At 54.2% G+C, this 23,196-nt stretch carries 22 protein-coding genes and 1 pseudogene; 16 read left to right on the top strand and 7 right to left on the bottom strand.

What is annotated here, in order from left to right; all coding sequences use genetic code 11:
- On the top strand, positions 1-861 hold an 861-nt coding region (locus tag ACTH3S_RS12310; protein WP_441809306.1), incomplete at its 5' end, for an MATE family efflux transporter.
- Here the strand turns inward: ACTH3S_RS12310 and ACTH3S_RS12305 are convergent.
- Complete coding sequence (locus ACTH3S_RS12305; protein WP_441809305.1) at positions 847-1,272, bottom strand: thioesterase family protein; 426 nt, start codon at positions 1,270-1,272, stop codon at positions 847-849. The genes ACTH3S_RS12310 and ACTH3S_RS12305 overlap by 15 nt on opposite strands.
- A gap of 161 nt (positions 1,273-1,433) precedes the next feature.
- Here ACTH3S_RS12305 and ACTH3S_RS12300 point away from each other — a divergent pair, with 161 nt between their 5' ends.
- Positions 1,434-3,089 (top strand): MBL fold metallo-hydrolase, encoded by a 1,656-nt coding sequence (locus tag ACTH3S_RS12300; protein ID WP_441809304.1) that lies wholly within the window; start codon positions 1,434-1,436, stop codon positions 3,087-3,089.
- 56 nt (positions 3,090-3,145) lie between these two features.
- Here ACTH3S_RS12300 and ACTH3S_RS12295 read toward each other — a convergent pair whose 3' ends face one another.
- Positions 3,146-3,304, bottom strand: a complete 159-nt coding sequence (locus ACTH3S_RS12295) for a YqaE/Pmp3 family membrane protein (RefSeq protein ID WP_100638698.1) — start codon at positions 3,302-3,304, stop codon at positions 3,146-3,148.
- A 202-nt stretch (positions 3,305-3,506) separates the two neighbouring features.
- On the opposite strand from ACTH3S_RS12295, the gene ACTH3S_RS12290 reads away from it, so the two are divergent.
- Complete coding sequence (locus ACTH3S_RS12290) at positions 3,507-4,859, top strand: succinylglutamate desuccinylase/aspartoacylase family protein (protein ID WP_441809303.1); 1,353 nt, start codon at positions 3,507-3,509, stop codon at positions 4,857-4,859.
- Between the two features lie 50 nt (positions 4,860-4,909).
- Here the strand turns inward: ACTH3S_RS12290 and ACTH3S_RS12285 are convergent.
- A pseudogene (locus ACTH3S_RS12285) lies at positions 4,910-4,996 on the bottom strand (PEP-CTERM sorting domain-containing protein); the annotation flags it as partial.
- Between the two features lie 880 nt (positions 4,997-5,876).
- Between ACTH3S_RS12285 and ACTH3S_RS12280 the strand changes: the two are divergent.
- Positions 5,877-6,260, top strand: a complete 384-nt coding sequence (locus ACTH3S_RS12280) for a hypothetical protein (protein WP_441809302.1) — start codon at positions 5,877-5,879, stop codon at positions 6,258-6,260.
- Here ACTH3S_RS12280 and ACTH3S_RS12275 read toward each other — a convergent pair.
- A complete protein-coding gene (locus tag ACTH3S_RS12275; protein WP_441809301.1) occupies positions 6,247-7,443 on the bottom strand; it encodes a MalY/PatB family protein in 1,197 nt (398 codons plus the stop codon). The two genes, ACTH3S_RS12280 and ACTH3S_RS12275, sit on opposite strands and share 14 nt — an antisense overlap.
- Before the next feature lie 208 nt (positions 7,444-7,651).
- On the opposite strand from ACTH3S_RS12275, the gene ACTH3S_RS12270 reads away from it, so the two are divergent.
- The 11 genes from ACTH3S_RS12270 (at position 7,652) to ACTH3S_RS12220 (ending at position 19,743) form a co-directional block, all read left to right on the top strand.
- A complete protein-coding gene (locus tag ACTH3S_RS12270) occupies positions 7,652-8,539 on the top strand; it encodes an AEC family transporter (RefSeq protein WP_441809300.1) in 888 nt (295 codons plus the stop codon).
- A 100-nt stretch (positions 8,540-8,639) separates the two neighbouring features.
- Positions 8,640-11,141 carry an acyl-CoA dehydrogenase gene (locus tag ACTH3S_RS12265; protein ID WP_441809299.1) on the top strand — a complete coding sequence of 834 codons (2,502 nt, stop codon included), beginning with the start codon at positions 8,640-8,642 and terminating at the stop codon, positions 11,139-11,141.
- Positions 11,142-11,397: 256 nt separating this feature from the next.
- The gene (locus ACTH3S_RS12260; protein WP_441809298.1) at positions 11,398-12,171 is read left to right on the top strand and encodes an ABC transporter ATP-binding protein; all 774 of its coding nucleotides are present in this window, start codon (positions 11,398-11,400) and stop codon (positions 12,169-12,171) included.
- Positions 12,168-13,151, top strand: coding sequence for an ABC transporter substrate-binding protein (locus ACTH3S_RS12255; protein ID WP_441809297.1), 984 nt, complete (start codon positions 12,168-12,170; stop codon positions 13,149-13,151). Before ACTH3S_RS12260 ends, ACTH3S_RS12255 begins: the two co-directional genes overlap by 4 nt.
- A 2-nt stretch (positions 13,152-13,153) precedes the next feature.
- Positions 13,154-13,924: an ABC transporter permease gene (locus tag ACTH3S_RS12250; protein ID WP_441809296.1), complete on the top strand. Its 771-nt coding sequence runs from the start codon at positions 13,154-13,156 to the stop codon at positions 13,922-13,924.
- Between the two features lie 241 nt (positions 13,925-14,165).
- The gene (locus ACTH3S_RS12245; RefSeq protein ID WP_441809295.1) at positions 14,166-14,939 is read left to right on the top strand and encodes an ABC transporter ATP-binding protein; all 774 of its coding nucleotides are present in this window, start codon (positions 14,166-14,168) and stop codon (positions 14,937-14,939) included.
- Positions 14,929-15,648, top strand: coding sequence for an ABC transporter ATP-binding protein (locus tag ACTH3S_RS12240; RefSeq protein ID WP_441809294.1), 720 nt, complete (start codon positions 14,929-14,931; stop codon positions 15,646-15,648). The genes ACTH3S_RS12245 and ACTH3S_RS12240 overlap by 11 nt, the downstream gene beginning before the upstream one ends.
- 64 nt (positions 15,649-15,712) lie before the next feature.
- On the top strand, positions 15,713-16,933 hold the full coding sequence (locus ACTH3S_RS12235) for an ABC transporter substrate-binding protein (protein ID WP_441809293.1): 1,221 nt from the start codon (positions 15,713-15,715) through the stop codon (positions 16,931-16,933).
- A 38-nt stretch (positions 16,934-16,971) separates the two neighbouring features.
- Positions 16,972-17,868, top strand: a complete 897-nt coding sequence (locus tag ACTH3S_RS12230; RefSeq protein WP_441809292.1) for a branched-chain amino acid ABC transporter permease — start codon at positions 16,972-16,974, stop codon at positions 17,866-17,868.
- 7 nt (positions 17,869-17,875) lie between these two features.
- Entirely contained in the window at positions 17,876-18,796 is a 921-nt protein-coding gene (locus tag ACTH3S_RS12225; protein WP_441809291.1) for a branched-chain amino acid ABC transporter permease, read from the top strand.
- Positions 18,797-18,801: 5 nt separating this feature from the next.
- Complete coding sequence (locus ACTH3S_RS12220; protein WP_441809290.1) at positions 18,802-19,743, top strand: ornithine cyclodeaminase family protein; 942 nt, start codon at positions 18,802-18,804, stop codon at positions 19,741-19,743.
- A 2-nt stretch (positions 19,744-19,745) separates the two neighbouring features.
- Here the strand turns inward: ACTH3S_RS12220 and ACTH3S_RS12215 are convergent, their stop codons facing one another.
- Entirely contained in the window at positions 19,746-20,699 is a 954-nt protein-coding gene (locus ACTH3S_RS12215; RefSeq protein WP_441809289.1) for a LysR family transcriptional regulator, read from the bottom strand.
- A 123-nt stretch (positions 20,700-20,822) separates the two neighbouring features.
- Here ACTH3S_RS12215 and ACTH3S_RS12210 point away from each other — a divergent pair, with 123 nt between their 5' ends.
- Positions 20,823-21,746, top strand: coding sequence for a DMT family transporter (locus ACTH3S_RS12210; protein ID WP_441809288.1), 924 nt, complete (start codon positions 20,823-20,825; stop codon positions 21,744-21,746).
- A gap of 135 nt (positions 21,747-21,881) precedes the next feature.
- On the opposite strand, the gene ACTH3S_RS12205 is transcribed toward ACTH3S_RS12210, so the two are convergent.
- Both ACTH3S_RS12205 and ACTH3S_RS12200 read right to left on the bottom strand, forming a co-directional pair.
- Positions 21,882-22,445, bottom strand: coding sequence for a gamma-glutamylcyclotransferase (locus tag ACTH3S_RS12205; RefSeq protein ID WP_441809287.1), 564 nt, complete (start codon positions 22,443-22,445; stop codon positions 21,882-21,884).
- Positions 22,446-22,463: 18 nt separating this feature from the next.
- The gene (locus ACTH3S_RS12200) at positions 22,464-23,093 is read right to left on the bottom strand and encodes a MarC family protein (RefSeq protein WP_441809286.1); all 630 of its coding nucleotides are present in this window, start codon (positions 23,091-23,093) and stop codon (positions 22,464-22,466) included.
- Positions 23,094-23,196 lie beyond the last annotated feature (103 nt).

Raw genomic sequence — 23,196 nt, 5'->3', positions numbered from 1 at the left:
GCCCCGATTATCTCATGTCGATACTGCTTGGTTAAGTCCGACAGGCTGCTAGACCCACTCTATATTTTTGTGTTCGATTGGGGGTTACCCGGTGCCGCTTGGGCAACCATTACCTCATTCGGCATCGGCTGCCTGTTTATCTATCCAAAGCTACTCAAGCGTGGCTGGGCCCGCTTCGATCTTCGCGAACTCGCATTGGGCCGCGCTCTGAAACAGCTTAACAGCATTATGGCCCCGGCCATGGTCAGCCAGCTCATGCCGCCAGCCTCAGCCATGCTTGCAACCGCTATGGTCGCAGGTTTCGGCTCAGCGGCGGTAGCGGCCTGGGGACTGGGTACCCGCCTGGAGTTTTTCTCCATCGTGGTGGTGCTCGCATTAACCATGTCGATGCCGCCGATGATCGGTCGCATGTTAGGCAGTGGCGATATTGAGCAGATTCGCAAACTGGTGCGGCTTGCAGTGCGCTTCGTGGTGGTCTGGCAACTGGCCATTGGCCTGCTCTGGCTGATCGGCTCTGGCCTTGTCTCCGATCTGTTCAGTAGCGATCAGCAAGTGCAGGATATTCTTGGCGCCTACCTGGTGCGGGTGCCGCTTAGCTACAGCGGCCTGGGGGTATGCATGCTGATGGTGTCTGTGTGCAACGCCCTTGGCCTGGCCATGCGAGCACTGCTGGTTTCAACCCTGCGGTTGTTCTTGTGCTTCTTGCCGCTGCTATGGCTGGGCAGCCAGCTCAACGGCATTCATGGCCTGATGAGCGGCGCATTGGTGGGCAACCTCCTTGCCGGCGCTATGGCATACAGCTTTTATCGCACCGGCATGAAGCAACTCCGTAATGGCATACATGAGTCAGGCGAAGCGTGACCGGAAGCTTTCTGGCATGGGTACTACTTTCTTTTGCTGATAATCAAAAAATACGAACCCATACTTTGCCCGCGCAACCGGCTGGCCGCACTCGGCCTTGGTTACCCGGAACACGAAATCGCCACCGTACTTGTTGAAATCCATCAGCCCCACTTCAAAGCGCAGCATTTCCGGGAAGAACGACTCCGACTGATACATGGTGGCCAGATCGGTCACGATAATGCTCTTGCCGCCGCTGTCGCCCTTAGGCGCTCCATAACTTAAAAGAAATTGGGCTCGCGCCTCAGAGAGCATAGAAACCAAGGCATCGTTACCCAGGTGGTTGGCGCCATTGATATCGGTCGTTCGAACCTGCATTCGGGTTTCAAAACAAAAAACATCATCGGAAAAAGAGAGTTCAATTCGGGCCACGTGAGGTACCTGTTTTTCTGTGTATCGGAGAGTGTCTCGTTACAGGCGCCGATGATACGCTGTTGGGTTGTGGCGTTCACCTCAAGATCTTGTGGCAAAAATCAGTTATCTTCATTAAGTGTCTTTGAGCGCTTGATTACAGGTAACCGGAGGTTAAAAGTTTGAACAATGGAAGCCAGAATGATATTCGTCCCGCCGCCACGCTGGCACTGGTGCGGGATACTCAAAGTGGGCTAGAAATATTACTGTTGCAGCGTACTTGGGGCGCGGTGTTTTTGCCCGGCTATTACGTGTTCCCCGGCGGCGCCGTAGATCAGCATGACAGCCAGGGGCGCGACCATACCGCTGGCCCTGCCGACACTGAGATTAGCCACACCATGAGTTTGAACGAAGGCGGCGCAGATTACATGCTGGCCGCCGTACGCGAATGCTTTGAAGAAGCGGGGGTTTTGGTGGCCGTGGATTCGGACAAGCGTACTATTGGCGCGGACCATGCCGCTCACAATGACCGCAAGGCGGTATTCCGTGGCGAATTATCCCTCGCTGAACTATGCTCGCGCCACCAGTTGACGATTCCTCTGGACCGACTCGCTTACCTGAGCCACTGGGTGACACCTCCCGGGCCTCCCCGCCGTTTTGATACCCGGTTTTTTATCACCAAAGCGCCACAAAGCCAGCCAGTGCAGCACGATGGCGACGAAACCATCGCCCACGTTTGGATCAGCCCCGCAAAAGCGCTGGAAGAACACCGCTCCGGCCAGCGACTGATGACCTTGCCCACCATTAGAACCCTGCGGGTGCTAAGGGATTTTGACAACACAGACAACCTGATGCGTTACGCCTGGGCAAATCCACCAGAACCCTTCCCATCGCAGCCATGGCCAGCCAGCCGACGCGGTGAGCCGGTGGTTCTGGAGCCGGGTTCACCTGCCTATGATGAGGCTAGCAAGCTGGACCCAGAGGGCGAAGGCAGCACCAAAGCCGAAATTATTCCTGGCGAGCCAGTTGAAGTTGCAGCCGGCGTAATCCGCCTGACTGCGCCGAACCCCGGCATGATGACAGGGCCAGGAACCAACACCTATATCTTAGGACATAAGCGCTTTACGGTATTAGACCCCGGCCCCAATCATGCGGGACACATTGAGCAGATTTTGGAGATCACGGGAGGGAAAATTGATTCCGTGGTAGTAACCCATACCCATCTGGATCACTCACCGGGCACCCGCGCTTTGAAAGAAAAAACCGGGTGCCGGGTTTATGGCCGATCGGCTCCCGCAGGGGCATCACAAGATCAGAAGTTTGCGCCAGACGAGCAGCCTGAACACGGCGATTTGATTAAAACCGATGCCGGTATACTGAAGGCGCTGCATACCCCCGGGCACGCTTCCAATCATCTTTGTTTTTTGCTGACGGAACAGGCGTTATTGTTTTCGGGAGACCACATCATGCAAGGCTCAACGGTGGTCATTAATCCGCCAGACGGCGATATGAAAGCCTATATAGAGTCGATGTACGATCTGCTGGCCGAATGTATTCGATTTATTGCGCCGGCCCACGGCTTTTTGATGGGGCATCCAGAAGCAATCATCGATTACCTAATTACTCATCGCCTAACTCGGGAACACAAAGTTGCCAAGGCGCTCGAAAAGCTGTCGCCGGTTAACCTGAAAGACCTCACCAGCAAAGCCTATGGCGATGTGCCAACGGCCATTCACGGCATCGCCGCCAGATCGGCACTGGCCCACCTGCTAAAGCTGAAGGCCGACGGCCGAGCCACTCAGGAAGGCGAGTGTTGGCAAGCTACACCAACCACCTGAGACGCCCATCACTTGAGACACCTATGCCGCCAGACGCACACAGTGTCTGGCGGCTTCTATTTTTTGGCAATGATATAAACCGCGTGCACTATCCCCGGGATATAGCCCAGAATGGTCAGCAATATATTGATCCAAAAGTGCTTCCCAATACCCACCTGCAGGAAGACACCCAGCGGCGGTAACAAAATCGCAATAATAATTCGCAAAAAGTCCATATAGTTCACTCCCTTCGTCGGATATAACTAGCATTCTTGCACACATAACCGCTGCAAGCTGAGTAAGAAATTAATATTACCCAGATTCGCCTAAAGTTCATGGCAACACTATGAAAATGGCATTAAAACTTTGTTATTGCCATATTCATGACTGCCTTTCGACCTTTATCCTTGGGCCCTTGTTGATGACCCGTGAGGAATCATGCTGTTTTCTAAGCTGCAAACGCTGACCAACGTCACCGCCGCTCTGTGCCTACTGATGCTAGCCTTTCCGGCCATAGCGCAGGAAAACTCACCTGCCAGCAAGGACAAGACTGTGCTCGCCCAAGAGATTCTGCTGGCAGAACTGGCGGAAGACGAAAGCGTTGAAGATGTAGAGCAGTCCGAGCCACGACGGGTAACAGATAAGGTGCCGTTGCCCGTTGTAGACCCGGCGCCTGAAAAACCAAAGCCTGCGCCAAAACCAAAAAAAGTAGCGCCCAATATTGATTTGAAAGAGATTGCGCCAGCACCCACTCCCGAGCCGCCGAAAGATCCGGGCGGCGAAGAACAGGAACTCCCCGAACCAGAACCGGAAACCAAAGAACCACAGCCTGCCAATAATCTGGTATTACTGGGCAGCGACGTTTTGCCCGGCACATCAACGCGCCTGGCTTGGTCACCCGGAATTCAAATTGCTGGCTTGGCACAACCCACGCCGGTACTGGTGGTCAATGGCGTGAATGCCGGCCCCACCCTTTGCCTAACAGGCACGATTCATGGCGATGAACTGAACGGCATCGAAATTATCCGCCAGACCATGTACGACCTTGATCCCGAAAAGCTGAGCGGCAGCGTGATGGGCATTCCCATTGTGAACTTGCCGGGTTTCCAGCAAGGCAGCCGTTATCTGCCGGATCGCCGCGACCTGAACCGGCACTTCCCCGGTCGCGAAAATGGCAGCCTGGCAGACCGTATTGCGTATTCGTTATTTGAAAACGTTATTCGCCATTGCGACATGCTGGTAGATATCCACACTGGCTCGCTGAAGCGAACTAACCTGCCGCAGCTGCGTGCAGACATGAACAACCCCACGGTTGCAGAATTTACCCGGGGCTTTGATCAGATGGCGGTCGTACACAGCAGTGGCTCATCGGGAATGCTCCGCACTGCGGCGGTCAATGCGGGTATTCGTACGGTCACCATGGAGGCTGGCGAGTCCCATCGCATTCAAGAGCACCAGATAGATGCCGGCGTGAACAGCCTGACCAGCCTGATGGAAAAGCAGGGCATGATCTCCCGGATGTTTGTCTGGGGCGACCCCCAGCCGGTGTATTACAACTCGGCCTGGGTAAGAGCAAACCACGGCGGCATATTGTTCAGTGAGGTTAAGCTGGGTACAAAAGTGTCCGAGGGCCAGGTTCTTGGCTATATCGCCGATCCGATCACCAACGCCCAGTATCCCATCCACTCCGGCAGCAATGGCCGAATTATCGGTATGGCGGTGGATCAGGTGGTTATGGCGGGTTTCGCCGCGTACCACATAGGTACGGAGGCAAAAGTTCCTGGGGAATAGAAAAACCCGGCATAAGCCGGGTTTTTAGACTCAGGATAGTCAGACGACTATCAGGCAGTCCTTTGCGCTCTTCTCAAGCCAAGACCTGCCAACCCTAAACCCAGAAGGGCCAGAGTGCCGGGCTCTGGGACTGTGGCCTCTTTTACCAATGTAATAGTTGCTTGAACATTAGAACCGTATTTCTCACCGTCTTTAGTTGACCACCACTTACCGTTATTGAAGTCTACATCTGACAACGTGATAAGCAGCTCACCGTCGGCATTATCGCCATAGAACAATGACAGTGATTCGCCCCACTCCAACATCCCATTTTGATAGAAGCCAGTCCAACTGACCTCACCGGCCGTAGTGCCGTCCAAGGATCCAAACATCGCATCCGGTGCGGTAAAGTTAAAGTCTATTGAGATACTTTTAGGATTCGTGTCACTACCACCAATGGAATTTTCATCGGTCCAAATTCTGAACAAGTCAAACGTGTTGCTTTCGCCTGCATTCAAATTGAACGAGAACGGGTTATCCGCAACATCCTGCGAGTTAACCACAAGACCCGGATCCGAGTCGTTGAGGCTTACCTGAAAATCAGCTGAGATCACAGCCGCACTAGCCATTGAAGATACGAACATTGCCGCCATGCAGACAGCCATTACATACATGCGAGACATAATTCTTCCTATAACAATATGATACGAAATTCGACGCCAACTAAAAGCACAAATCACGCCAAAACTTAAAATTTTATTGAAATCAAAAAATTAACTACGCAAAAAAAGACACCTGAAATAGAAGTGTAAAATTTACTGACGCCAGAACAAAAGGCGAAGCGCGGCACCCAGCTTAAGCAACACCGCGGATCTTGATAAAAGTGTTATTTTCAACATGGGACTTCATAGTGGCAATCGTTGGGCTGGTTCAATATGATTGGCGCCACATGAATTCTGGACAGTCTTTGCACATCCGAATAAGCAGATGCGCAACAACTTACTGTAAAGTATCCTGACAGTAGCTTAAGGAGCCCTCATGCTCAAAAAACCGTCGTTCAAATTCCACCCGCGCACGCTGGTTTCAACACTGCTCGCGCTGGTTATTATGGCATTCGGTTCTGCTGCCAATGCCCAAAATGGCGAAGCCACACAGTTGGAAACGCCCAGTGAGATTGTGGATGTAGATATCACCCCAAACGCAGCATCTCGCTCAGCCAGCACATCGGGTGAAAGCACTTCAGGGCTTTGCGCACAGCCCGAACAGTGGCTTTATGCAAAAACCTACGAAGAAGGTGAGATGGCCAGCCACGGAGGCAAGGTGTGGAAAGTCATCAAACAAACCAAAGGCGATATGCCGGGGAAAAACAAACCGCCGTACTGGGAGCATGTCCCTGATCACTGCTCCTCTATTGGTGGTTAATTCCGCGGCTAGCCAATAACGCTGACTCGATGCGCGTCAGTACTTCGGCCAGCACCGCCCGGGGGCAGCCGATGTTGAGGCGCATGAAACCGCTGCCCTGCTCGCCAAATGAGATGCCTGGGTTCATGCCTACGTGAGCGTCTTCTACAAAAAACCGTTTTAGGGCAGCATCATCTAGCCCAAGGTTCCGGCAATCGAGCCACATCAAGTAGGTTCCTTCTGGCGCTTGGGTTTGGATTCCAGGCAAGCGGGCGTTAACCGTTTCCACGACAAAATCACGGTTTTTCTGCACATACACCATCAAATCGTCCAACCAAGGCGCGCCGGATCGATAGCCAGCTTCAAAGCCCGCCGTACTGAACGGGTTACATTGCGGCAGGTGCAGGGAATCAAACACCTCTTTGATCGCATCGCGGCGCAGCTTGTCGGGGATCACCAACGCAGACAACCCAAGCCCCGGTATATTAAAGCTTTTGCTCGGCGCAATCGCCGTTACCAAAGCATCGCTCGGCCTGGCAAGTGTGGCCAGCATTCGGTGCCGGGGCTTATCGGCAAAGGTGAGATCGCAGTGGATTTCATCGGAAATGATCACCAGATCATGGCGGCGCGCTATGTCCAGAACGGCTTCCAGCTCCTGTTCCGACCAAATACGCCCAACCGGGTTGTGGGGTGAACAAAGCATCAGTAGCTTTGCATCCGGGTGCGCGGCACAGGCTTCCAGATGTGCCAAATCCATCCGGTAGTGCCCGGCTGCATCACACACCAGCGGGTTTTCAATAACAAATCGACCACTGAGCCGAACAGAGCTGAAGAACGGTGGATACACCGGGGGCTGCACAATTACGCCCTCTCCCGGCGCGGCGTAGGCCATGCAAGCTGCATGCAGGGAAGGCACTACACCGGGCGCCATCAAAATCCAATCCCGCTGAATGTCCCACCCATGGCGCTCGCGGAACCAGTCGATGATTGACTGGTACAAGCTGTCGGGAAAAAGCGTGTACCCGTAGGCCGGGTGAGCTGCACGTTCCGACAGTGCCCGGGTTACCGCCTCCGGAGCGGCAAAATCCATATCCGCTATCCAGACCGGAATAACATCCTCACGGCCAAAAACACCATGGCGGGCATCAAATTTTACTGAACTGGTATTGTCGCGGCTAAGGTGCTGATCAAAAGGGTCTGTCACGGGCGAACTCCACAACCGGTTAGCAATGGGAAAACTCGAGTTATTGTGGGTGGCTATCGCTACCATCGCAACCAGTGAGGCTCATTCAATGCCCGGGCATTCTGCTTTGGTCGAACGGAATGCAATAATAGTTGCCGAATAGCCCTTATAATTGCGAACCTAACGGTTTTCCCGCGCGAAGCCTCCTCCGCGCCTGTTGGAGTACTCGATGATTGGTCAGATCCTGTCCACCCTGCTACCGGTGTTCCTCATTGCCGGCTGCGGTGCCTTTTATGGGCGGTTTCGCACGCCGGATATCCGGGGCCTGAACGTTCTGAACATGGAGCTTTTCGTTCCCATGCTGGTGTTTGCGGTGCTGGCCGACCAGAAAGCGCCGTTGCAGGAGTATGCAGGGCTTGCGCTGGCGGCAACAGTAGTTGTTCTTGGCTCGGGGATTGTTCTGTATCCGCTGGCCAGGGTGCTCAACCTGAACCTGAAAACCTTTCTGCCGCCGATGATGTTCAACAACTCGGGCAACATGGGCCTTCCCCTGTTGGTTCTGGCCTTTGGCGAAGCAGCTCTGCCGGCAGCCATCGTACTGTTTATTGTAGAAATGCTGCTGCACTTCTCCGTGGGTCTGTACATGCTTGACCCCCACACCTCTATTTTACAGCGGCTGAGGCTGCCCATAGTGTTTGCCAGCATCGCCGGGCTGGCCGTAAACATCGGTGGCATACCCCTGCCAGATTGGCTTTTGCAGACCATGAATATGCTCGGTGAAGTCTGTATACCGCTAATGCTGTTTGCCTTGGGTGTGCGCATGCTGGATATCGATTTCAGCGACTGGAAGCTAGGCATGCTTGGCGCCATCGCCTGCCCTATCAGTGGGTTACTGCTAGCATGGCCGATGATTGCACTGTTGGATTTGCCCGGTCTTCAAGTCGCTTCGCTCTGGGTGTTCGCGGCACTGCCGCCGGCGGTGCTCAACTACATGGTTGCGGAACAGTATCAGCAAGAGCCTCACAAAGTGGCCTCCCTCGTACTATTAAGTAATCTGGGCAGTCTGATTGTGATGCCCATTGTTCTCGGGCTGGTCTTTGCTGCCGGCTACATCTGAGGGAATAGATACTCAGGCGCTGCCCTTGCATGTGCGGGAACTTTGGACGAGAGTTAAATCTGAAATTTTCTAATTTCACCCACGATATGGAGGTCTGCCCATGAGTGTACTTTTACTGCTCATCAGTGCCCTGGTTCTGATCTATCTGGCAGTTGGCGGCACCACCGCTGCTCTCGTAATGTCCATCGCCACTATAGTCGGGCTTTTCCTGGATGAATGGCACATTGCCAGCATCCTGTTTGGCGGTCTTTTTCTGGCCCTGGCTCTCATTTTGGTTATTCCCAGCGACCTGCGCCGCGACAAATTCAGCCGACCGCTGCTGGGCTGGGTTCGCAGCCGTCTTCCCAAGCTCTCTGACACCGAAGAAGAAGCCTTAAAATCCGGCTCTGTGGACTGGGATGGCGAGCTATTTTCCGGCAAGCCGCAATGGTCAAAGCTTTTGGATGCGCGGCCCGCTCACCTGTCCAGCGAAGAGCAGGCATTCCTCGATGGTCCGGTAGAAAAACTCTGCGCCATGCTGGATGACTGGAAAATTACTCACGAGCATTACGACCTGCCAGAAAAAGCCTGGAAATTTATCCGCGCGAACGGCTTTTTTGGCTTAGTGATCCCAAAGGAAGACGGCGGCATGGGCTTCTCCAACACCGCCCATTCTGAAATCGTGATGAAGATTTCCACCCGCAGTGTGTCTGCAGCTGTCACCGTCATGGTGCCCAACTCCCTCGGCCCCGGCGAGTTGTTGATGCACTACGGCACCGACGAGCAGAAACAACACTACCTGCCCCGACTAGCCGGTGGCGAGGACATTCCCTGCTTCGCCCTGACCTCTCCCATTGCAGGCTCAGATGCGGGCGCTATTCCCGACAAAGGCATTGTGTGTAAGGGGCAGTGGAACGGCGAAGAAGTGCTGGGTTTAAAGGTTACCTGGAACAAGCGTTACATCACGCTGGCTCCGGTCGCGACCTTGATCGGCTTGGCGATCAAAGTTTACGACCCTGACAGCCTCTTGGGCGACACCCGTGAAATTGGCGTGACCTGCGTTATGGTTCCCCGCGACACTGAAGGTGTTCATGCCGGTGCGCGGCACCTGCCCATGAATACCGTATTCATGAACGGGCCCACCTGGGGTACCGAAGTGTTCATCCCCATGGCGCAAGTCATCGGTGGCCAAGACATGCTCGGTAAGGGCTGGACTATGCTGCTGGAATGCCTCTCCATCGGCCGCTCTATTTCTCTGCCCGGGTTGGCAACCGGTGCCGGCAAGGTTGCCAGCTTGGCGACTGGTTCCTACGCCTATACTCGTGAGCAGTTTGGCCGCTCCATTAGCCAGTTTGAAGGCGTTCAGGAAGCCCTGGAACCCATCGCCGGCTATACCTACATGATGGATGCGGCACGCCTGCTAACCTCTGGCATGCTGGACCGAGGCGTTCGGCCTGCGGTGCCTTCAGCGCTGCTGAAATACCGCAACACCCAGCTGATGCGAGAGGTGATCGATCACGCCATGGACGTGGTGGCAGGCCGTGGCGTGATTACCGGCCCTCGCAACTTCATGGCCCGGGCCTACAACGCCGTACCCATCGGGATTACGGTGGAAGGCGCAAACATACTGACCCGCAGCCTGATGGTGTTCGGCCAGGGCGCCATTCGCTGTCATCCGTTTATTGTTGACGAAATTGCAGCCGCCGGCATGGAAGACGAAGACCAAGCCACGAAAAAGTTCGACGGCATCTTCTACAAACACCTGGCCCACACCACACGTAATGCCCTGCGCTCATTGGTTCTAGGTCTTACGGGAGGGATGCTGGAATCCGTTCCCAGGCACGGCGATATCCAATCTTCTTACCGCCAGCTAGCCCGTTTCTCGGCGGGGTTTGCGCTGATGACCGACGTCACCCTGCTCTCTGTAGGCGGCGCTCTAAAGGCCCGGCAACGGTTATCTGGCCGTATGGCAGACAGCTTGGTGCAGTTGTATTACGCCTCGGCAGTGATCAAACAGTGGCATGAGGAAGGCTACCCAGACGACCAACGCCCACTGGTAGACTGGTGCCTGCAATCCTGCCTGCGGGATCTGCAGCATTCCATGCGCGAAGCCATCATCAACTTCCCGGTACCTGCTCTGCGTTGGCCACTACGCCTGCTGGTCTTCCCACTGGGTGCAACCGGCCTCAACGGCCCGGATGACAAGTTGGGTACCCTCGTGGCCGCCAGCATTGTTGAGGACACGCCGCTGCGCAAACGCATCAGCCGGGGTGCCTATACCACTATGAGCACGGATGACCCCTTGGGCCGGGTTCTGAATGCCTATAAGCTGGCAAACGAAACCGTCGATATGCGCAACCGCCTACATGATGCTATTCGCAATCGTGATGAAGACGACCTAGACGGTATCGCGCTGCTGATGGGCCATGAACGCAAGGAACTGGTCGATTGGGCCTGTGCCGAAGGCATTGTTAGAGCTGATGAGTGCGACAAGCTGGAGGAGGCATTAACGGCTCTGTACGACGTTATCCGGGTGGACGCCTTTGATGAGGAAGGTCTGAAAGCTTTATCCCGGTGCGCAAAGGGCAAGCGCAAAGTCGTTGAAAGGCCTGCGCCTGACTAAAGAATCGGGCCAGTTTTCACCCTGCTTTGGGGGCTCCGTCAGAGCCACCCTTGCTTAGATGCCTGTCGGGCCTTGCCCGGCGGGCTTTCGTACCCCTCTCTCGCAAAAACCAATCCTACTCATCGCCATTGATAACCTTCTCGTTTTCGCCGTAATCATATAAAAATCCGGGAAACCCTTTTTTGCACTTCGAATTAGTAATAAAATATACAATCTTTATGCACTTAAAGAATATATGAATATACCGGTGGGCTATATGGAACTGACATTCAACGAAGTGACGAAATCTTTTGGCGACCTCAACGTCATTGAACACTTCAGCACGACAATCAGAACCGGCGAAATTGTTGCGCTTGTAGGGCCCTCTGGCTGTGGTAAATCCACGTTGCTGCATATGTTAGCTGGCCTTCAAAAACCGTCCACCGGAACCCTGACGGCTAACGGCAAAAGTGTCGAAAAGCCATCACCTCAACGTACGCTGGTGTTTCAGGAGCACGCTCTATACCCCTGGCTGACACTGGCCGGAAACGTGGCTTTGGCATTGGAGTTTCAGAATACGCCAAAGCAAGTGGCGCTCGTAGAGGCCCATAAATGGCTGGAAAAGGTAGAGCTCGCTGGCTTTGAACACTACTACCCACATCAGGTATCAGGCGGCATGCGGCAGCGTTGTGCTCTGGCCCGGGCTTTTATCGCGCGGCCCGAAGTATTGCTGCTGGATGAACCCTTCGGCGCGCTCGATGCACTGACGCGAATGACGCTACAAAGTGTTCTGAAAGATCTGATTGAAGAAGAACGTCCTACGGTGGTGCTGGTTACCCATGATATAGACGAAGCACTATATCTTGCCGATCGGGTGCTGGTCTTCAGCAACCGACCCGCCATCGTGCTGAGCGAAGTCGAGCTTGGCCATATGCCTAAAACCCATGACTTATCTGCCTTTGCCAACATCCGGCGTGATGTGCTGGATAAGCTGGGCATCGATACTGACACAACGCCGGCTCACGCCGGGGACATAGGAGAAACTGTATGATTCGCTGGTTAATTACATCCGTTCTGGCACTGGCGCTCGCCGGGCCCGTAACCGCAAATGAAGAATTTCGGGTGGGTTATGTCCGCGTAATGGATGATGCCCAAGCTATGCTAGCTCACGAAGCAGGTCTGTATGAGAAGTATGGTCTGGATGCGAAACTGATTGAATTCAGTTCCGGCACTGATCTGATCAAAGGTATCGTCGGGGGCCAGCTTGATATCGGCGTTTTGGGCTTTTCCAATGCCTTTACTTGGGTATCTCGCGGTGCCGATCTGAAAATTGTTGGCGGCGCCCAACGCGGGTATCATTCTTTGGTCGTGCGGGACGATTCAGGCATTAACAAGGTTGAAGACCTCAAAGGCCGCAACCTCGCCTCCCAGAAACAGGGCAGCACAGCCGACATCGTGCTTAAGGGTGTCATGCTGGCCAATGCAGGGTTACAGCCGGACGATCTGAATATTATGGGGGTGGCCCCGGCAGTCGCGGTTCAGTCTCTGGTGGGTGGCCGTGTGGATGCCGCGTTCCTGTTTGAACCTTACGATCGAATTGCTCAGCTTGTTGCGCCAGTTAAGCAAATCTATGAAATCGGTGAAGTATGGCCGTTCCCATGCATGGTGGTCATTACCTCTGGAGAGACTCTAAAAAACCGCAAAGAGGTTATCTGGGCTGCTCTCGACGCTCAGCGTGACGCCATTGAAATGCTGGAAAACCAGCCCGAAAAGGCCTCCACCTACATCACCGATTATTTCATCAAAGAAGATGTTGTTAAATCCCTCAATGAAGGCGATATACCTTCAGAAAAGGTCATTGCCCAGGCGATTCAGACCAACGATTTCAGCTCCAAACTGACCGTCGCCGATATTGATCGCATGAAAGAGCTAGCCGGTATTATGCAAAAGCAGGGCATTCTTTCTGATGAGAAAGCCTTCGACGTTGATGCGCTGCTCGACCTGACCTGGCAAGAGACTCGTGAGCTTTAAACATGAGCAATAGCCAGACAATGGGCGTCGCAAGCAAGCGGGCTTATGTTATTGCCATCGCCGTTATCCTGTTTTTCTGGCAGGTGGCGGCCTGGTTTCTACCTGATTTCCTGATGCCGGATGTACACACCGCCATCGTGCGTTTGTGGGAAGAGCTGAACAGCGCTGATTTCTACGAAGGGCTGGGTAACAGCATGACTCGGCTCTCGGCCGGGTACGGCGCGGCGCTGTTCTTCGGAATCCTTCTGGGCCTTGTTGGCGGGACGATCAATGCGGTGCGCAGCCCTCTCAAGGCGGCCATCATTATTCTGCAATCCATTCCATCGATTGCCTGGGTTCCGTTGTTCCTCATTCTGATGGGCTTCGGTAATCTTCCAATCATCGTTGTGGTAGCGATTGGCGCGTTTTTCCCCACGGCGCTGAGCGTGATGAACGCTACGGAAAGTGTCGAGAAAGTGCACATTTCTGCGGCACGAGTAATGGGAGCGTCCAAAATACAGATGCTGAAGCGTGTGTACTTCCCTGCGGTCACCCCGGAGTTGATTACCGGGGCGCAGCTAGCATTTGGTAATGCCTGGCGTGCGTTGATTTCTGCCGAAATGATTGTTGGGTTCAGCGCTGGGCTTGGTAAATCCCTGGCATATTCCGGGGAAATTGCAGACATGACCGGAGTGATGACGAACATTCTGGTGATTGCCGTGCTGGCCGCGGTGATCGACCAAGTGATTCTTGAGCGCATCAAACACCGACTACTTCGTTACCAGTACCTTTGATGGCACCACCACGGACCGCTTGTGGCCCGTGGTGATTTTCAAGCTATTGCCCCCTCTCTCCCCTGCCTTTTGCCTATATCTATTAGCCTAACTTGACAGAATCCTAATTCGCCATCTTTACTGAAACTTGTACTCGGTAAATTGAGTTCAAGCTCCAATGGCCACTTTTCCCATTGGAAGACAATAACAACAAACAATAATCGCCAGTGCCTTAACAACTGGCCAGACAGGAATGCTTGCCGTGACCGATCATGCCCAGGAACAAAGCACTATTCTGGAAACCCGCGGCCTCACCAAAGACTTCAAAGGCTTTACCGCCGTAAAAGACATCAATCTCAGCGTCCAAACCGGCTCTATCCACGCTCTAATCGGCCCAAACGGGGCGGGTAAAACCACGTTTTTTAACCTGCTAACCAAGTTCCTGACTCCAACATCCGGCCGAATCATCTATGACGGCAAGGACATCACTCAGGCCAAGCCCGCAGGTATCGCGCAACGCGGGTTGATTCGCTCATTCCAAATTTCTGCCGTATTTCCTCACCTGTCGGCGAGGGAAAACGTTCGCATTGCCTTGCAACGAAAGCTGCAGGTGTCCTACCAATTCTGGCGGCCGCTGCGAATTCTCAATCAGCTCAATGAGGAAGCACAGGCGACCCTGGAACAGGTCGGCCTTGGCAAGTTTGCAGACGTAGAGGCCATTGAGCTGCCCTATGGGCAAAAAAGGGCGCTGGAAATAGCCACCACCATTGCGCTGAAACCCAGGCTGATGCTGCTGGATGAACCCACACAAGGCATGAGCGCAGAAGATGTAAGCACGGTGACCGACCTGATAAAGCGTGTGGTCGAGGGCAGAACCATTGTTATGGTTGAGCACAACCTCAATGTGGTATCGACGCTCGCCGATCACATCACCGTACTGAACCGTGGCGAAATTCTCGCAGAAGGTAACTATGACGAGGTTTCCAACAACCCCGACGTGATGGAAGCTTATATGGGAACCACAGATGCCGCATGAGCAGAGCCCGGAATTACTGCGAATTGAGAACCTACATGCCTGGTATGGCGAATCCCACATACTTCATGGCATGAACCTCACGCTGCAAGAAGGGGAAGTGATTACCCTGCTTGGCAGAAACGGTTCCGGGCGAACAACCACCCTGAAAGCCATTCTCGGGCTGGTTAGCAAACGCACGGGCTCCATCAAAATCCACGGCACCGAAATGATCAACCTGCCCACCCACAAGATTGCCCATGTGGGCAAGCTTGGGTACTGCCCGGAAGAGCGGGGTATTTTTGCCTCCCTGAACGTGGATGAAAACCTCGAATTGCCACCGATCGTCGCCAAAGGCGGGCTGTCGGTAGACGAAATCTACACCATGTTTCCCAACCTGAAAGAACGCCGCAAAAGCCAGGGTTCGAAACTTTCTGGCGGCGAGCAGCAGATGCTGGCGATTGCCAGAATTCTACGCACCGGCGCCACCCTTCTGTTACTGGACGAGATCACTGAGGGACTAGCCCCGGTTATCCTGAAAGCCCTGGGTGAGGTCATTCGCAAACTCAGAGAACGAGGTTTCACGATCATTTTGGTGGAACAAAATTTTCACTTTGCCGCCCCCTTGGCTGATCGGCATTACGTGATTGAGCACGGCAAGGTAGTGCAACAAATTGATGCGGCCGATCTTGAGGCCAAAAAAGAGCAGTTGAACAGGCACCTAAGTGTCTGAGCCAGTGGGCCAGGACCCCTTCATGGACCCGACCCAGAACCTGAGAACAAAAAGGAAATTCACTATGTTCAAGCACTGGAAACAAGGACTGGTCGGCGCCGTGGCTACAGCGTCTCTCGCATTGCCTCTTTTAGCCTCAGCCCAAGGCCTGTCGGACGACAAGGTGAAAATTGGCGTACTCAGTGACATGTCTGGGGTCTACAAATCCTTGGAAGGCCCAGGTGCTGTCGTTGCGGCCAAAATGGCCATCGAAGACTTTGGCGGCGAGGTTATGGGAAAGACCATTGAAATAATCTCTGCAGATCATCAGAACAAGCCAGACATTGGCGCCAGCACCGCCCGAGAATGGATCGACACCCAGGGCGTGGACATGATCACCGCCCTGGATAACTCCTCCGTTGCGCTTTCGGTACAGGGCCTTGCCAACGACAAGAAGATTATCACCATGAATACAGGTGCCGGCTCCACCGCACTAACTGAAGAACAGTGCACGCCCTACGGCATTCACTATGTTTACGACACCCATGCCCTGCCGGTTGGCACAGCCACCGCCATGGTTAAAAACGGCGGCAAGAAGTGGTTCTTTATCACCGCAGATTACGCATTCGGCCACTCGCTTCGGGATAACACAGGCGCGGTTGTAGAAAGCATGGGTGGCGAAGTAGTAGGCAATGTAAACGCGCCTCTCTCCACCAATGATTTCTCATCCTATTTGCTGCAGGCCCAATCCTCCGGCGCCGACGTCATCGGGTTGGCTAACGCCGGCCAGGATACAGTTAATGCGATCAAGCAGGCGAACCAATTCCGTATCGTTCAAAGCGGTCAGAAACTGGCGGGCATGCTGGTGTTCATCACAGATGTACACAGTATGGGCCTGGAAATTGCGCAGGGTCTGCAGTTTACCACCGCCTTTGTCTGGAACCAGAATGAAGAAACCAAAGCCTGGTCTGACCGGTTCAATAAAATCCACGGTGCCATGCCCACCATGGTGCAAGCGGGCGTTTACTCAACCGTCACCAACTACTTAAAGGCCGTCAAGGAAGCCGGAACAGACGAGACCGAAGCGGTTCGCGCCAAACTGGGTGAAATGACTTTGAATGACATGTTCGTTAAGGGCGGGAAAATCGCTCCCAACGGCTCCATGCTGCACGACATGTACCTGGTGGAAGCGAAAAAGCCGTCAGAATCTGAAAGCGAGTGGGATCTGCTGAAGGTAATTTCCAAAATTCCTGCCGACCAGGCCTACATCCCGATGGAAGAATCCAAGTGTTCGCTGGTTAATTAACCCACTACTTAACCACCACTTGAAGGGAGATAGCCAACATGTCGATGCAGGTCATTCTTGCCCAGGCGCTGCTTGGGCTTAATGTCGGTGTGTTTTACGCCATGTTGAGCCTTGGGCTCGCGGTCATATTTGGGCTGCTGAATATTATCAACTTTGCCCACGGCGCCATGTACATGCTGGGCGCCTTCATCGCCTTGATTGGCTACTCTTTTCTGGAGAAGTGGCTGGGGGTCAGCGTCCAGATAGGTTTTTGGGCCTCGCTGGTTATCGTGCCCCTGCTGGTTGGCCTGTTGGGGGTGCTCATAGAGCGCTTCCTGCTGCGCCGCCTGTACGATCTGGATCACATATACGGACTACTATTAACGTTCGGAATCACCCTGATTCTTCAGGGGCTGTTCTCTAATTATTTCAACGTCTCCGGCACCCCCTACCCGGGCCAGCCGGAGAGCCTCAGCGGGGTGATGAACCTGGGCTTTATGTATTTCCCCACCTATCGCCTATTCGCCATCGTGGTGTCACTGGTGGTGTGTTTTGCCACCTGGTTCTTCATTGAACACACCAAGCTGGGTTCGCGGCTAAGAGCCGGCGTTGAAAACCCGGATCTCACTCAGGCCTTTGGCCTCAACGTTCCATTAATGGTCACCCTCACGTTCGCCTTCGGCGCTGGCCTTGCGGGGTTGGCGGGGGTATTGGCGGCACCCATTTACTCGGTTAGCCCATTAATGGGCGCCGATTTAATCATCGTGGTGTTTGCCGTGGTGGTGATCGGCGGCATGGGCTCGATTATGGGCGCTATTCTATCCGGCCTTGCTCTGGGCCTGATTGAAGGGCTCACCAAGGTGTTCTACCCACCCGCGGCCAGCACCGTGATTTTCTTTTTGATGGTGTTAGTCCTGCTGTTCCGCCCGGCGGGACTGTTTGGTAAGGAGAAGTGAGCCGCCCATGACCAATCGTATCCTGTTTATTCTGATGCTCATTGGTGGCCTGACTGCACCGCTGTTCGCTTATCCAGTGTTTGTGATGGATTTGTTGTGTTTCGCGCTGTTCGCCTGCGCGTTCAATCTGCTGCTGGGTTATGCCGGGTTGTTGTCGTTTGGCCATGCGGCGTTTTTCGGCGGGGCGGCCTACATCACCGGGTACGTGACCAAGGAATGGGGTTTTCCGCCTTTGTTGGGTATATTGGCGGGAACCGGCTTTACCCTGATTCTCGGTGTCATCTTTGGCTTTTTAGCAATTCGCCGACAAGGCATTTATTTCGCCATGGTCACTCTCGCATTAGCGCAAATCATCTATTTTTTAGCACTGCAGATGCCGTTTACCGGTGGCGAAAACGGACTGCAGGGCATTCCCCGGGGAGAGCTGTTCGGGTTTATCGACCTGAACCACTCACTCACCATGTACTATTTTGTGTTCGCCATTTTCCTGATCGGGTTTGGCATTATCCACCGCACTATTCATTCTCCCTTTGGTGAGGTACTTCAAGCCATTCGGGAGAACGAACCCCGCGCCCTGTCCCTGGGGTACGACGTAGAACGCTTTAAACTTCTAGCCTTTGTGATTTCTGCCACCCTGGCCGGCTTGGCCGGTGCCACCAAAGCCATCGTGTTTCAGTTTGCTGCGCTCACCAACGCCCACTGGCAAACCTCCGGCGAGGTTATCCTGATGACCCTTGTGGGTGGGCTGGGCACGGTTTTTGGCCCGGTTATTGGCGCCATCACCGTGGGTGCCCTCAGTCACGAATTGTCGGCCTTTGGCTCTTGGGTGCAGGTAATTCTGGGCACTATTTTTGTGGTCTGTGTGATGGTGTTCAGGCGTGGCATAGTGGGCGAGGTTCAGCGCCTGATCAGCCGTAAAAAGGATTAAGCAATATGCGTGTAATTTCTGCACAGGAGGTAACTGGCGCATTAGTATGGCCGGCACTGATCGAACGACTCGCTCGTACATTCCGCGAAGGTGTAGAGGCGCCACCCAGGCACCATCACGCCATGCACCGCCCAGACGGCGAGGCCACCATGCTCATCATGCCCGCTTGGGAACAGGCAGGGTATATCGGCATGAAAATGGTCAACGTTTTTCCACAAAATGCCAACGCCGGCCTGCCAGCCATCTCTGGCCTGTATATTTTGTGCGAAGGCCAACACGGCACACCCTTGGCGTGTATCGACGGCGGCGCGCTAACCAGCCGGCGCACAGCAGCGGCCTCTGCTCTGGCGGCTCGCGAACTGTCGCGGCACGACGCCTCATCTTTATTGGTGGTCGGTACCGGCAAGTTAGCACCCCTACTGATCGAAGCTCATGCCACCGTGCGCCCCATTCGCAAGGTTCGGGTCTGGGGTCGCAATCCGGACAAGTCAGCAGCATTGGCTGAACGTTTTCAAAACCGCTTTGATTGTGAACCAGTGACGAATTTGGAATCCGCCGTGTCGGAAGCCGATATCATCAGCTGTGCAACATTATCAACGGAACCGCTCATTCGGGGGGAGTGGCTACAACCCGGCAGCCATCTGGATCTGGTAGGCGCGTTCCGGCCAACCATGCGGGAAACCGACGGTCGATGCCTGGCACGCGGCGAGGTGTTTGTGGATACCTACGCCGGTGCCCTGGGCGAGGCCGGAGACTTGCTGCAGGCCATTGGCGAGGGCGCACTCTGCGAAACCGACTTGCGGGCAGAGCTGGCGGAACTGCTACAAGGCTCAAAGCCTGGTCGCTCCAATAACGAGGCGATCACCGTTTTCAAATCCGTGGGGGCGTCGTTGGAAGATCTCGCCGCTGCTATCGAGGTATGGGAAACGCTGGAGGGCAAAGAATAGCGTCAACCCGTTTCTCCCCGAAGCCCTCCTTCAATCGCTTGGCTCACCAGCCAACGCCGCATGATCTGAATGCCCGGTTCGCGCCTGCGGCTGGTTTTCCAGGCAAAGTAGAACTTGTCTCCGGTAATGAGTGAATGGCTAGGCAACCGCACAAACTCTTCTGAATCCTCACGAGTGCTGAGCATGTAATCGTTAGTGAGCGCGATGCCTTGATGAAATCGTGCGGCTTCGAGAGCCAGCAGCATATGACTGAAATGCTGAACGCGGGCGCCAGTGGGGATGGGTTCGTCCACCGCTCGATACCAGGCCTCCCAGTCGCCGGCGGCCTTGTCGTAAATACTGTGGGTGGATAACAGAGGAAAACGGGCTATTTCGGCCGTGGTCATGGCGGGCTCGTTGCGCCGGGTTACGTCCATCTCTCGTTCCAGCTCTCTGCGAATACGCTGCCAGTAGTCTTGGCTGCATACGGGGAAAAGCCGTTCCACATACAAAAGCTCATAACTGTAGGCCGGTGACTCTTTATGGATGGTGATGAAGCAATCCGCTACCCGGTCAGACAGCACCGGGCTTTCACTGCTCATTTCCAGCGCCAGTTCAACTTGCGGGTGTAAGCGCTGCAGATCCGGCAACCGGGGTACTAGCCAGCGCACAGCGAAGGAGCTGAACACCGACAACCGCAGCCGGGATTCTTCCCGCCCCAGCAGCTGTTCACTGGCCCGTTCTATTTGCAGTAAGGCGGTGCTGACGGCATCCAGGTATTGCCGGCCTTCGTCTGTTAGCCCAAGCGTTCGACCACTGCGCCAGAACAGTTTCTCACCCAGGTAGGTTTCCAGGTGTTTGATTTGATGGCTCACTGCACTCTGGCTTACCGCCAACTCTTGGGCAGCGAGGGAAAAGCTGTTGAGGCGAGCAACGGCTTCAAATACGGGTAAAGCTTTTAGTGGCGGCAGCTTCATTATCTAAATTTCTAATACCTGATCAATAAACATCACTTTATCGGATATTAAAGCGCAATTAGACTACGACTGCCACTTCCTATGTGCGCGTTTTATTCATATCTGTATTTCAGGAAAGAAAACATGTCAGGCAAAACGGTAAACAGCGCAATTCTGCTGCTTGTGCTAGGCAACGCCATGGCTTTGATCTCTGATGTATTTATCAAGCTTATGGAGCCGGGCTTTCCCATTTTACAGTTCGCCTTTCTGCGCTGCCTGATCACACTTGTGTTTCTGTTGCCGCTAGCGCGCAAGATCGACCGAACCAACCTGTTTGCCGGGCTCAAAGTTCATGCGTTACGGGCGCACATTCATTTGGCGGGCCTGCTGTGCATGATCGTAGCGCTGAGCAACCTGTCACTGGCCACGGCCAACGCGGTGTTTTACGCGGCTCCGATCCTGGTGATGGTGTTTTCGGTGTTCTTTTTCAAAGAATCCTTATCGCCCCTGAGCGTGTTTGCTGTGTTCAGTGGTTTTGCGGGAATTATCGTTATCCTGCGCCCGGTGGAGTTCAACTGGGCAGCTATAGCAGCGCTGGGGTCTGCACTTACGCTGGCGATCAATGCCGTTATGGTGCGCAAGCTGCCGAAAGGCCAAAGCACGGTGCACAAACTGTTTCTCAATTACTTGCTGGTTATTCCGGCGGCCGGCTTGCTGGCTTTGTGGGAATGGCAGCAGGGTGCTGTCTGGCACCCGGAGATTCTGTTTACCGCTGCGGCTTCTGCGTTCTTTATTTTGGGGTACAACATTACTGTTTTGCTGGCCTACCGCCAGGTGGATGCAAATCAGGTGACCAGTGCGGAATATACGGGGCTGATTTGGGCGGTGGCTATCGGCTGGATATGGTTTAACGAAGTGCCAGACTGGTGGTTCTTGGTAGGCAGTATGATGGTTGTGGTGCCGTTGGTGTTGATTGGCCTGAACCAGCGTCGGAAATCGCCGCCGAGAGGGTATAATCCAGCTTCGCAGGGGGATGGTCAGGTTGCTTCGGCTTCGGTGGAGGCCTGACGCAGCCGGAGAGGACATACCTTCCAAAACACGCTGTGAATACGTCCGTGTACGCTTGGCTCCGCCATCCATGGCTACGCACAGTTTCGGAAGGTATGTCCTCTCCGGCCGCTTGTTTGAAGCTTCGTATCTAACTTATGAGTCTGCTTTCAGAAATGCTTCTATAGAGAATGTATGTGTGCAGTCATCACCCAGGGTTCGTAGTGACTCTGCCAGCCTATAGAGATATTCGGTGTTCGGCCCGCTGGGGCCTGTTGCTGCCGCAATCTGGCGCGCTATATCCGCCTCGGGTGCATGGCCCAAGAACGCCTCATTGTCTTCAGTAGCGATATAAACCAGCCCTTCCGACTGGTCGCCACTCTCAAACGTTAGAGTTGTAGAAAATCGCAAATAGCCGTTCTTTTCCCGCACATCCAAATGCTCAAACACCTTGGGTGAAACCCGGAACGCCATGCCTTTGCATTCGGCACCCGGTTGTTCAACCAGAGTTGCCACCCTACCCGGCGCTTCCGGAGTGCCTCGGTGATCGTGAGACCCCTGCCAGAACCTGCGCGCCCAACCTTGGATAGATGCGGGGCGCTGTTCCAGAAACGGGAAATCTACCTTGTATATCAGCGAGCCATAGCCGAACAGCCAGATCGAGTCGATGCCGGAGAAATCCTGCCGGTAGCGGTTGTGTTCTGTTGTGTCGGTGGACATCTTGGCTCCCTATGCTTCCTATAAACCTGCGCTAACAATAAAGCCGGTGATGCCTGTGAGTACAATTTCTGCTGCCATGGCGGAGAGAACAAGGCCACTGATTTTGGAGAGGATGTTCAGGCCGGTTTTGCCCAAGGCTTTTTCCAAGTACCCAGATAGACGCAGCAATATACCCAAAATCAACAGGCCGGAAAGCAAGCCAAACAGGCCGCCGGCTACTTCTGGCACCGCTTTTAACTCGGCGCCGTATACCAAAATGGCACCTATGGTGGCTGGGCCAATCATTACCGGAACCGCCAGCGGTACCACCGCTATGTCGTCGCGATCTTCCTCGGGCAGGCCGGTGGCGTGGTTGCGGGTGCCGCTGGTGACCAGGCTGATGGCCGTTAGGAACAGCAGCGTGCCAGCACCAATGCGGAAGGAATCCAGGGTAATGCCAATCGCACTGAACAACAGTGGGCCGCCAAAGAACAGTATGACGCCCATAACGGATGCGGCGATGCAGGCTCGACGAATAATGGAAGCCTTTTCCGCAGCGGGCAGACCCCGGGTTAAGGCGATAAACATGGACACCGCAAAGAACGGCGCCAGCAGAAACAGGAAGCGGATGGTGCTGTTGATATACGTGCTGAAAAACATCTCAAACATCGAAAATTTCCGGTATGTGCAAAACGCAAAGGATAGCTTTAAATCTGGATTTACGCCGTACGCAACAGAACGTATGACAAGCAAAATCCTAAAGTTGCACTAG

It is taken from the genome of Marinobacter sp., from assembly GCF_052094685.1.
GTDB lineage: Bacteria > Pseudomonadota > Gammaproteobacteria > Pseudomonadales > Oleiphilaceae > Marinobacter.
Note: the sequence above shows the minus strand (reverse complement) of the source record. Positions and strands in the feature narration are given on the sequence as shown.

Coding starts and splice junctions, on each gene's coding strand:
- ACTH3S_RS12255 (WP_441809297.1), top strand. CDS start 12,168: ATGATTCGCTGGTTAATTACATCCGTTCTGGCACTGGCGCTCGCCGGG.
- ACTH3S_RS12260 (WP_441809298.1), top strand. CDS start 11,398: ATGGAACTGACATTCAACGAAGTGACGAAATCTTTTGGCGACCTCAAC.
- ACTH3S_RS12220 (WP_441809290.1), top strand. CDS start 18,802: ATGCGTGTAATTTCTGCACAGGAGGTAACTGGCGCATTAGTATGGCCG.
- ACTH3S_RS12200 (WP_441809286.1), bottom strand. CDS start 23,093: ATGTTTGAGATGTTTTTCAGCACGTATATCAACAGCACCATCCGCTTC.
- ACTH3S_RS12235 (WP_441809293.1), top strand. CDS start 15,713: ATGTTCAAGCACTGGAAACAAGGACTGGTCGGCGCCGTGGCTACAGCG.
- ACTH3S_RS12280 (WP_441809302.1), top strand. CDS start 5,877: ATGCTCAAAAAACCGTCGTTCAAATTCCACCCGCGCACGCTGGTTTCA.
- ACTH3S_RS12205 (WP_441809287.1), bottom strand. CDS start 22,445: ATGTCCACCGACACAACAGAACACAACCGCTACCGGCAGGATTTCTCC.
- ACTH3S_RS12270 (WP_441809300.1), top strand. CDS start 7,652: ATGATTGGTCAGATCCTGTCCACCCTGCTACCGGTGTTCCTCATTGCC.
- ACTH3S_RS12210 (WP_441809288.1), top strand. CDS start 20,823: ATGTCAGGCAAAACGGTAAACAGCGCAATTCTGCTGCTTGTGCTAGGC.
- ACTH3S_RS12250 (WP_441809296.1), top strand. CDS start 13,154: ATGAGCAATAGCCAGACAATGGGCGTCGCAAGCAAGCGGGCTTATGTT.
- ACTH3S_RS12295 (WP_100638698.1), bottom strand. CDS start 3,304: ATGGACTTTTTGCGAATTATTATTGCGATTTTGTTACCGCCGCTGGGT.
- ACTH3S_RS12290 (WP_441809303.1), top strand. CDS start 3,507: ATGCTGTTTTCTAAGCTGCAAACGCTGACCAACGTCACCGCCGCTCTG.
- ACTH3S_RS12240 (WP_441809294.1), top strand. CDS start 14,929: ATGCCGCATGAGCAGAGCCCGGAATTACTGCGAATTGAGAACCTACAT.
- ACTH3S_RS12215 (WP_441809289.1), bottom strand. CDS start 20,699: ATGAAGCTGCCGCCACTAAAAGCTTTACCCGTATTTGAAGCCGTTGCT.
- ACTH3S_RS12265 (WP_441809299.1), top strand. CDS start 8,640: ATGAGTGTACTTTTACTGCTCATCAGTGCCCTGGTTCTGATCTATCTG.
- ACTH3S_RS12230 (WP_441809292.1), top strand. CDS start 16,972: ATGTCGATGCAGGTCATTCTTGCCCAGGCGCTGCTTGGGCTTAATGTC.
- ACTH3S_RS12225 (WP_441809291.1), top strand. CDS start 17,876: ATGACCAATCGTATCCTGTTTATTCTGATGCTCATTGGTGGCCTGACT.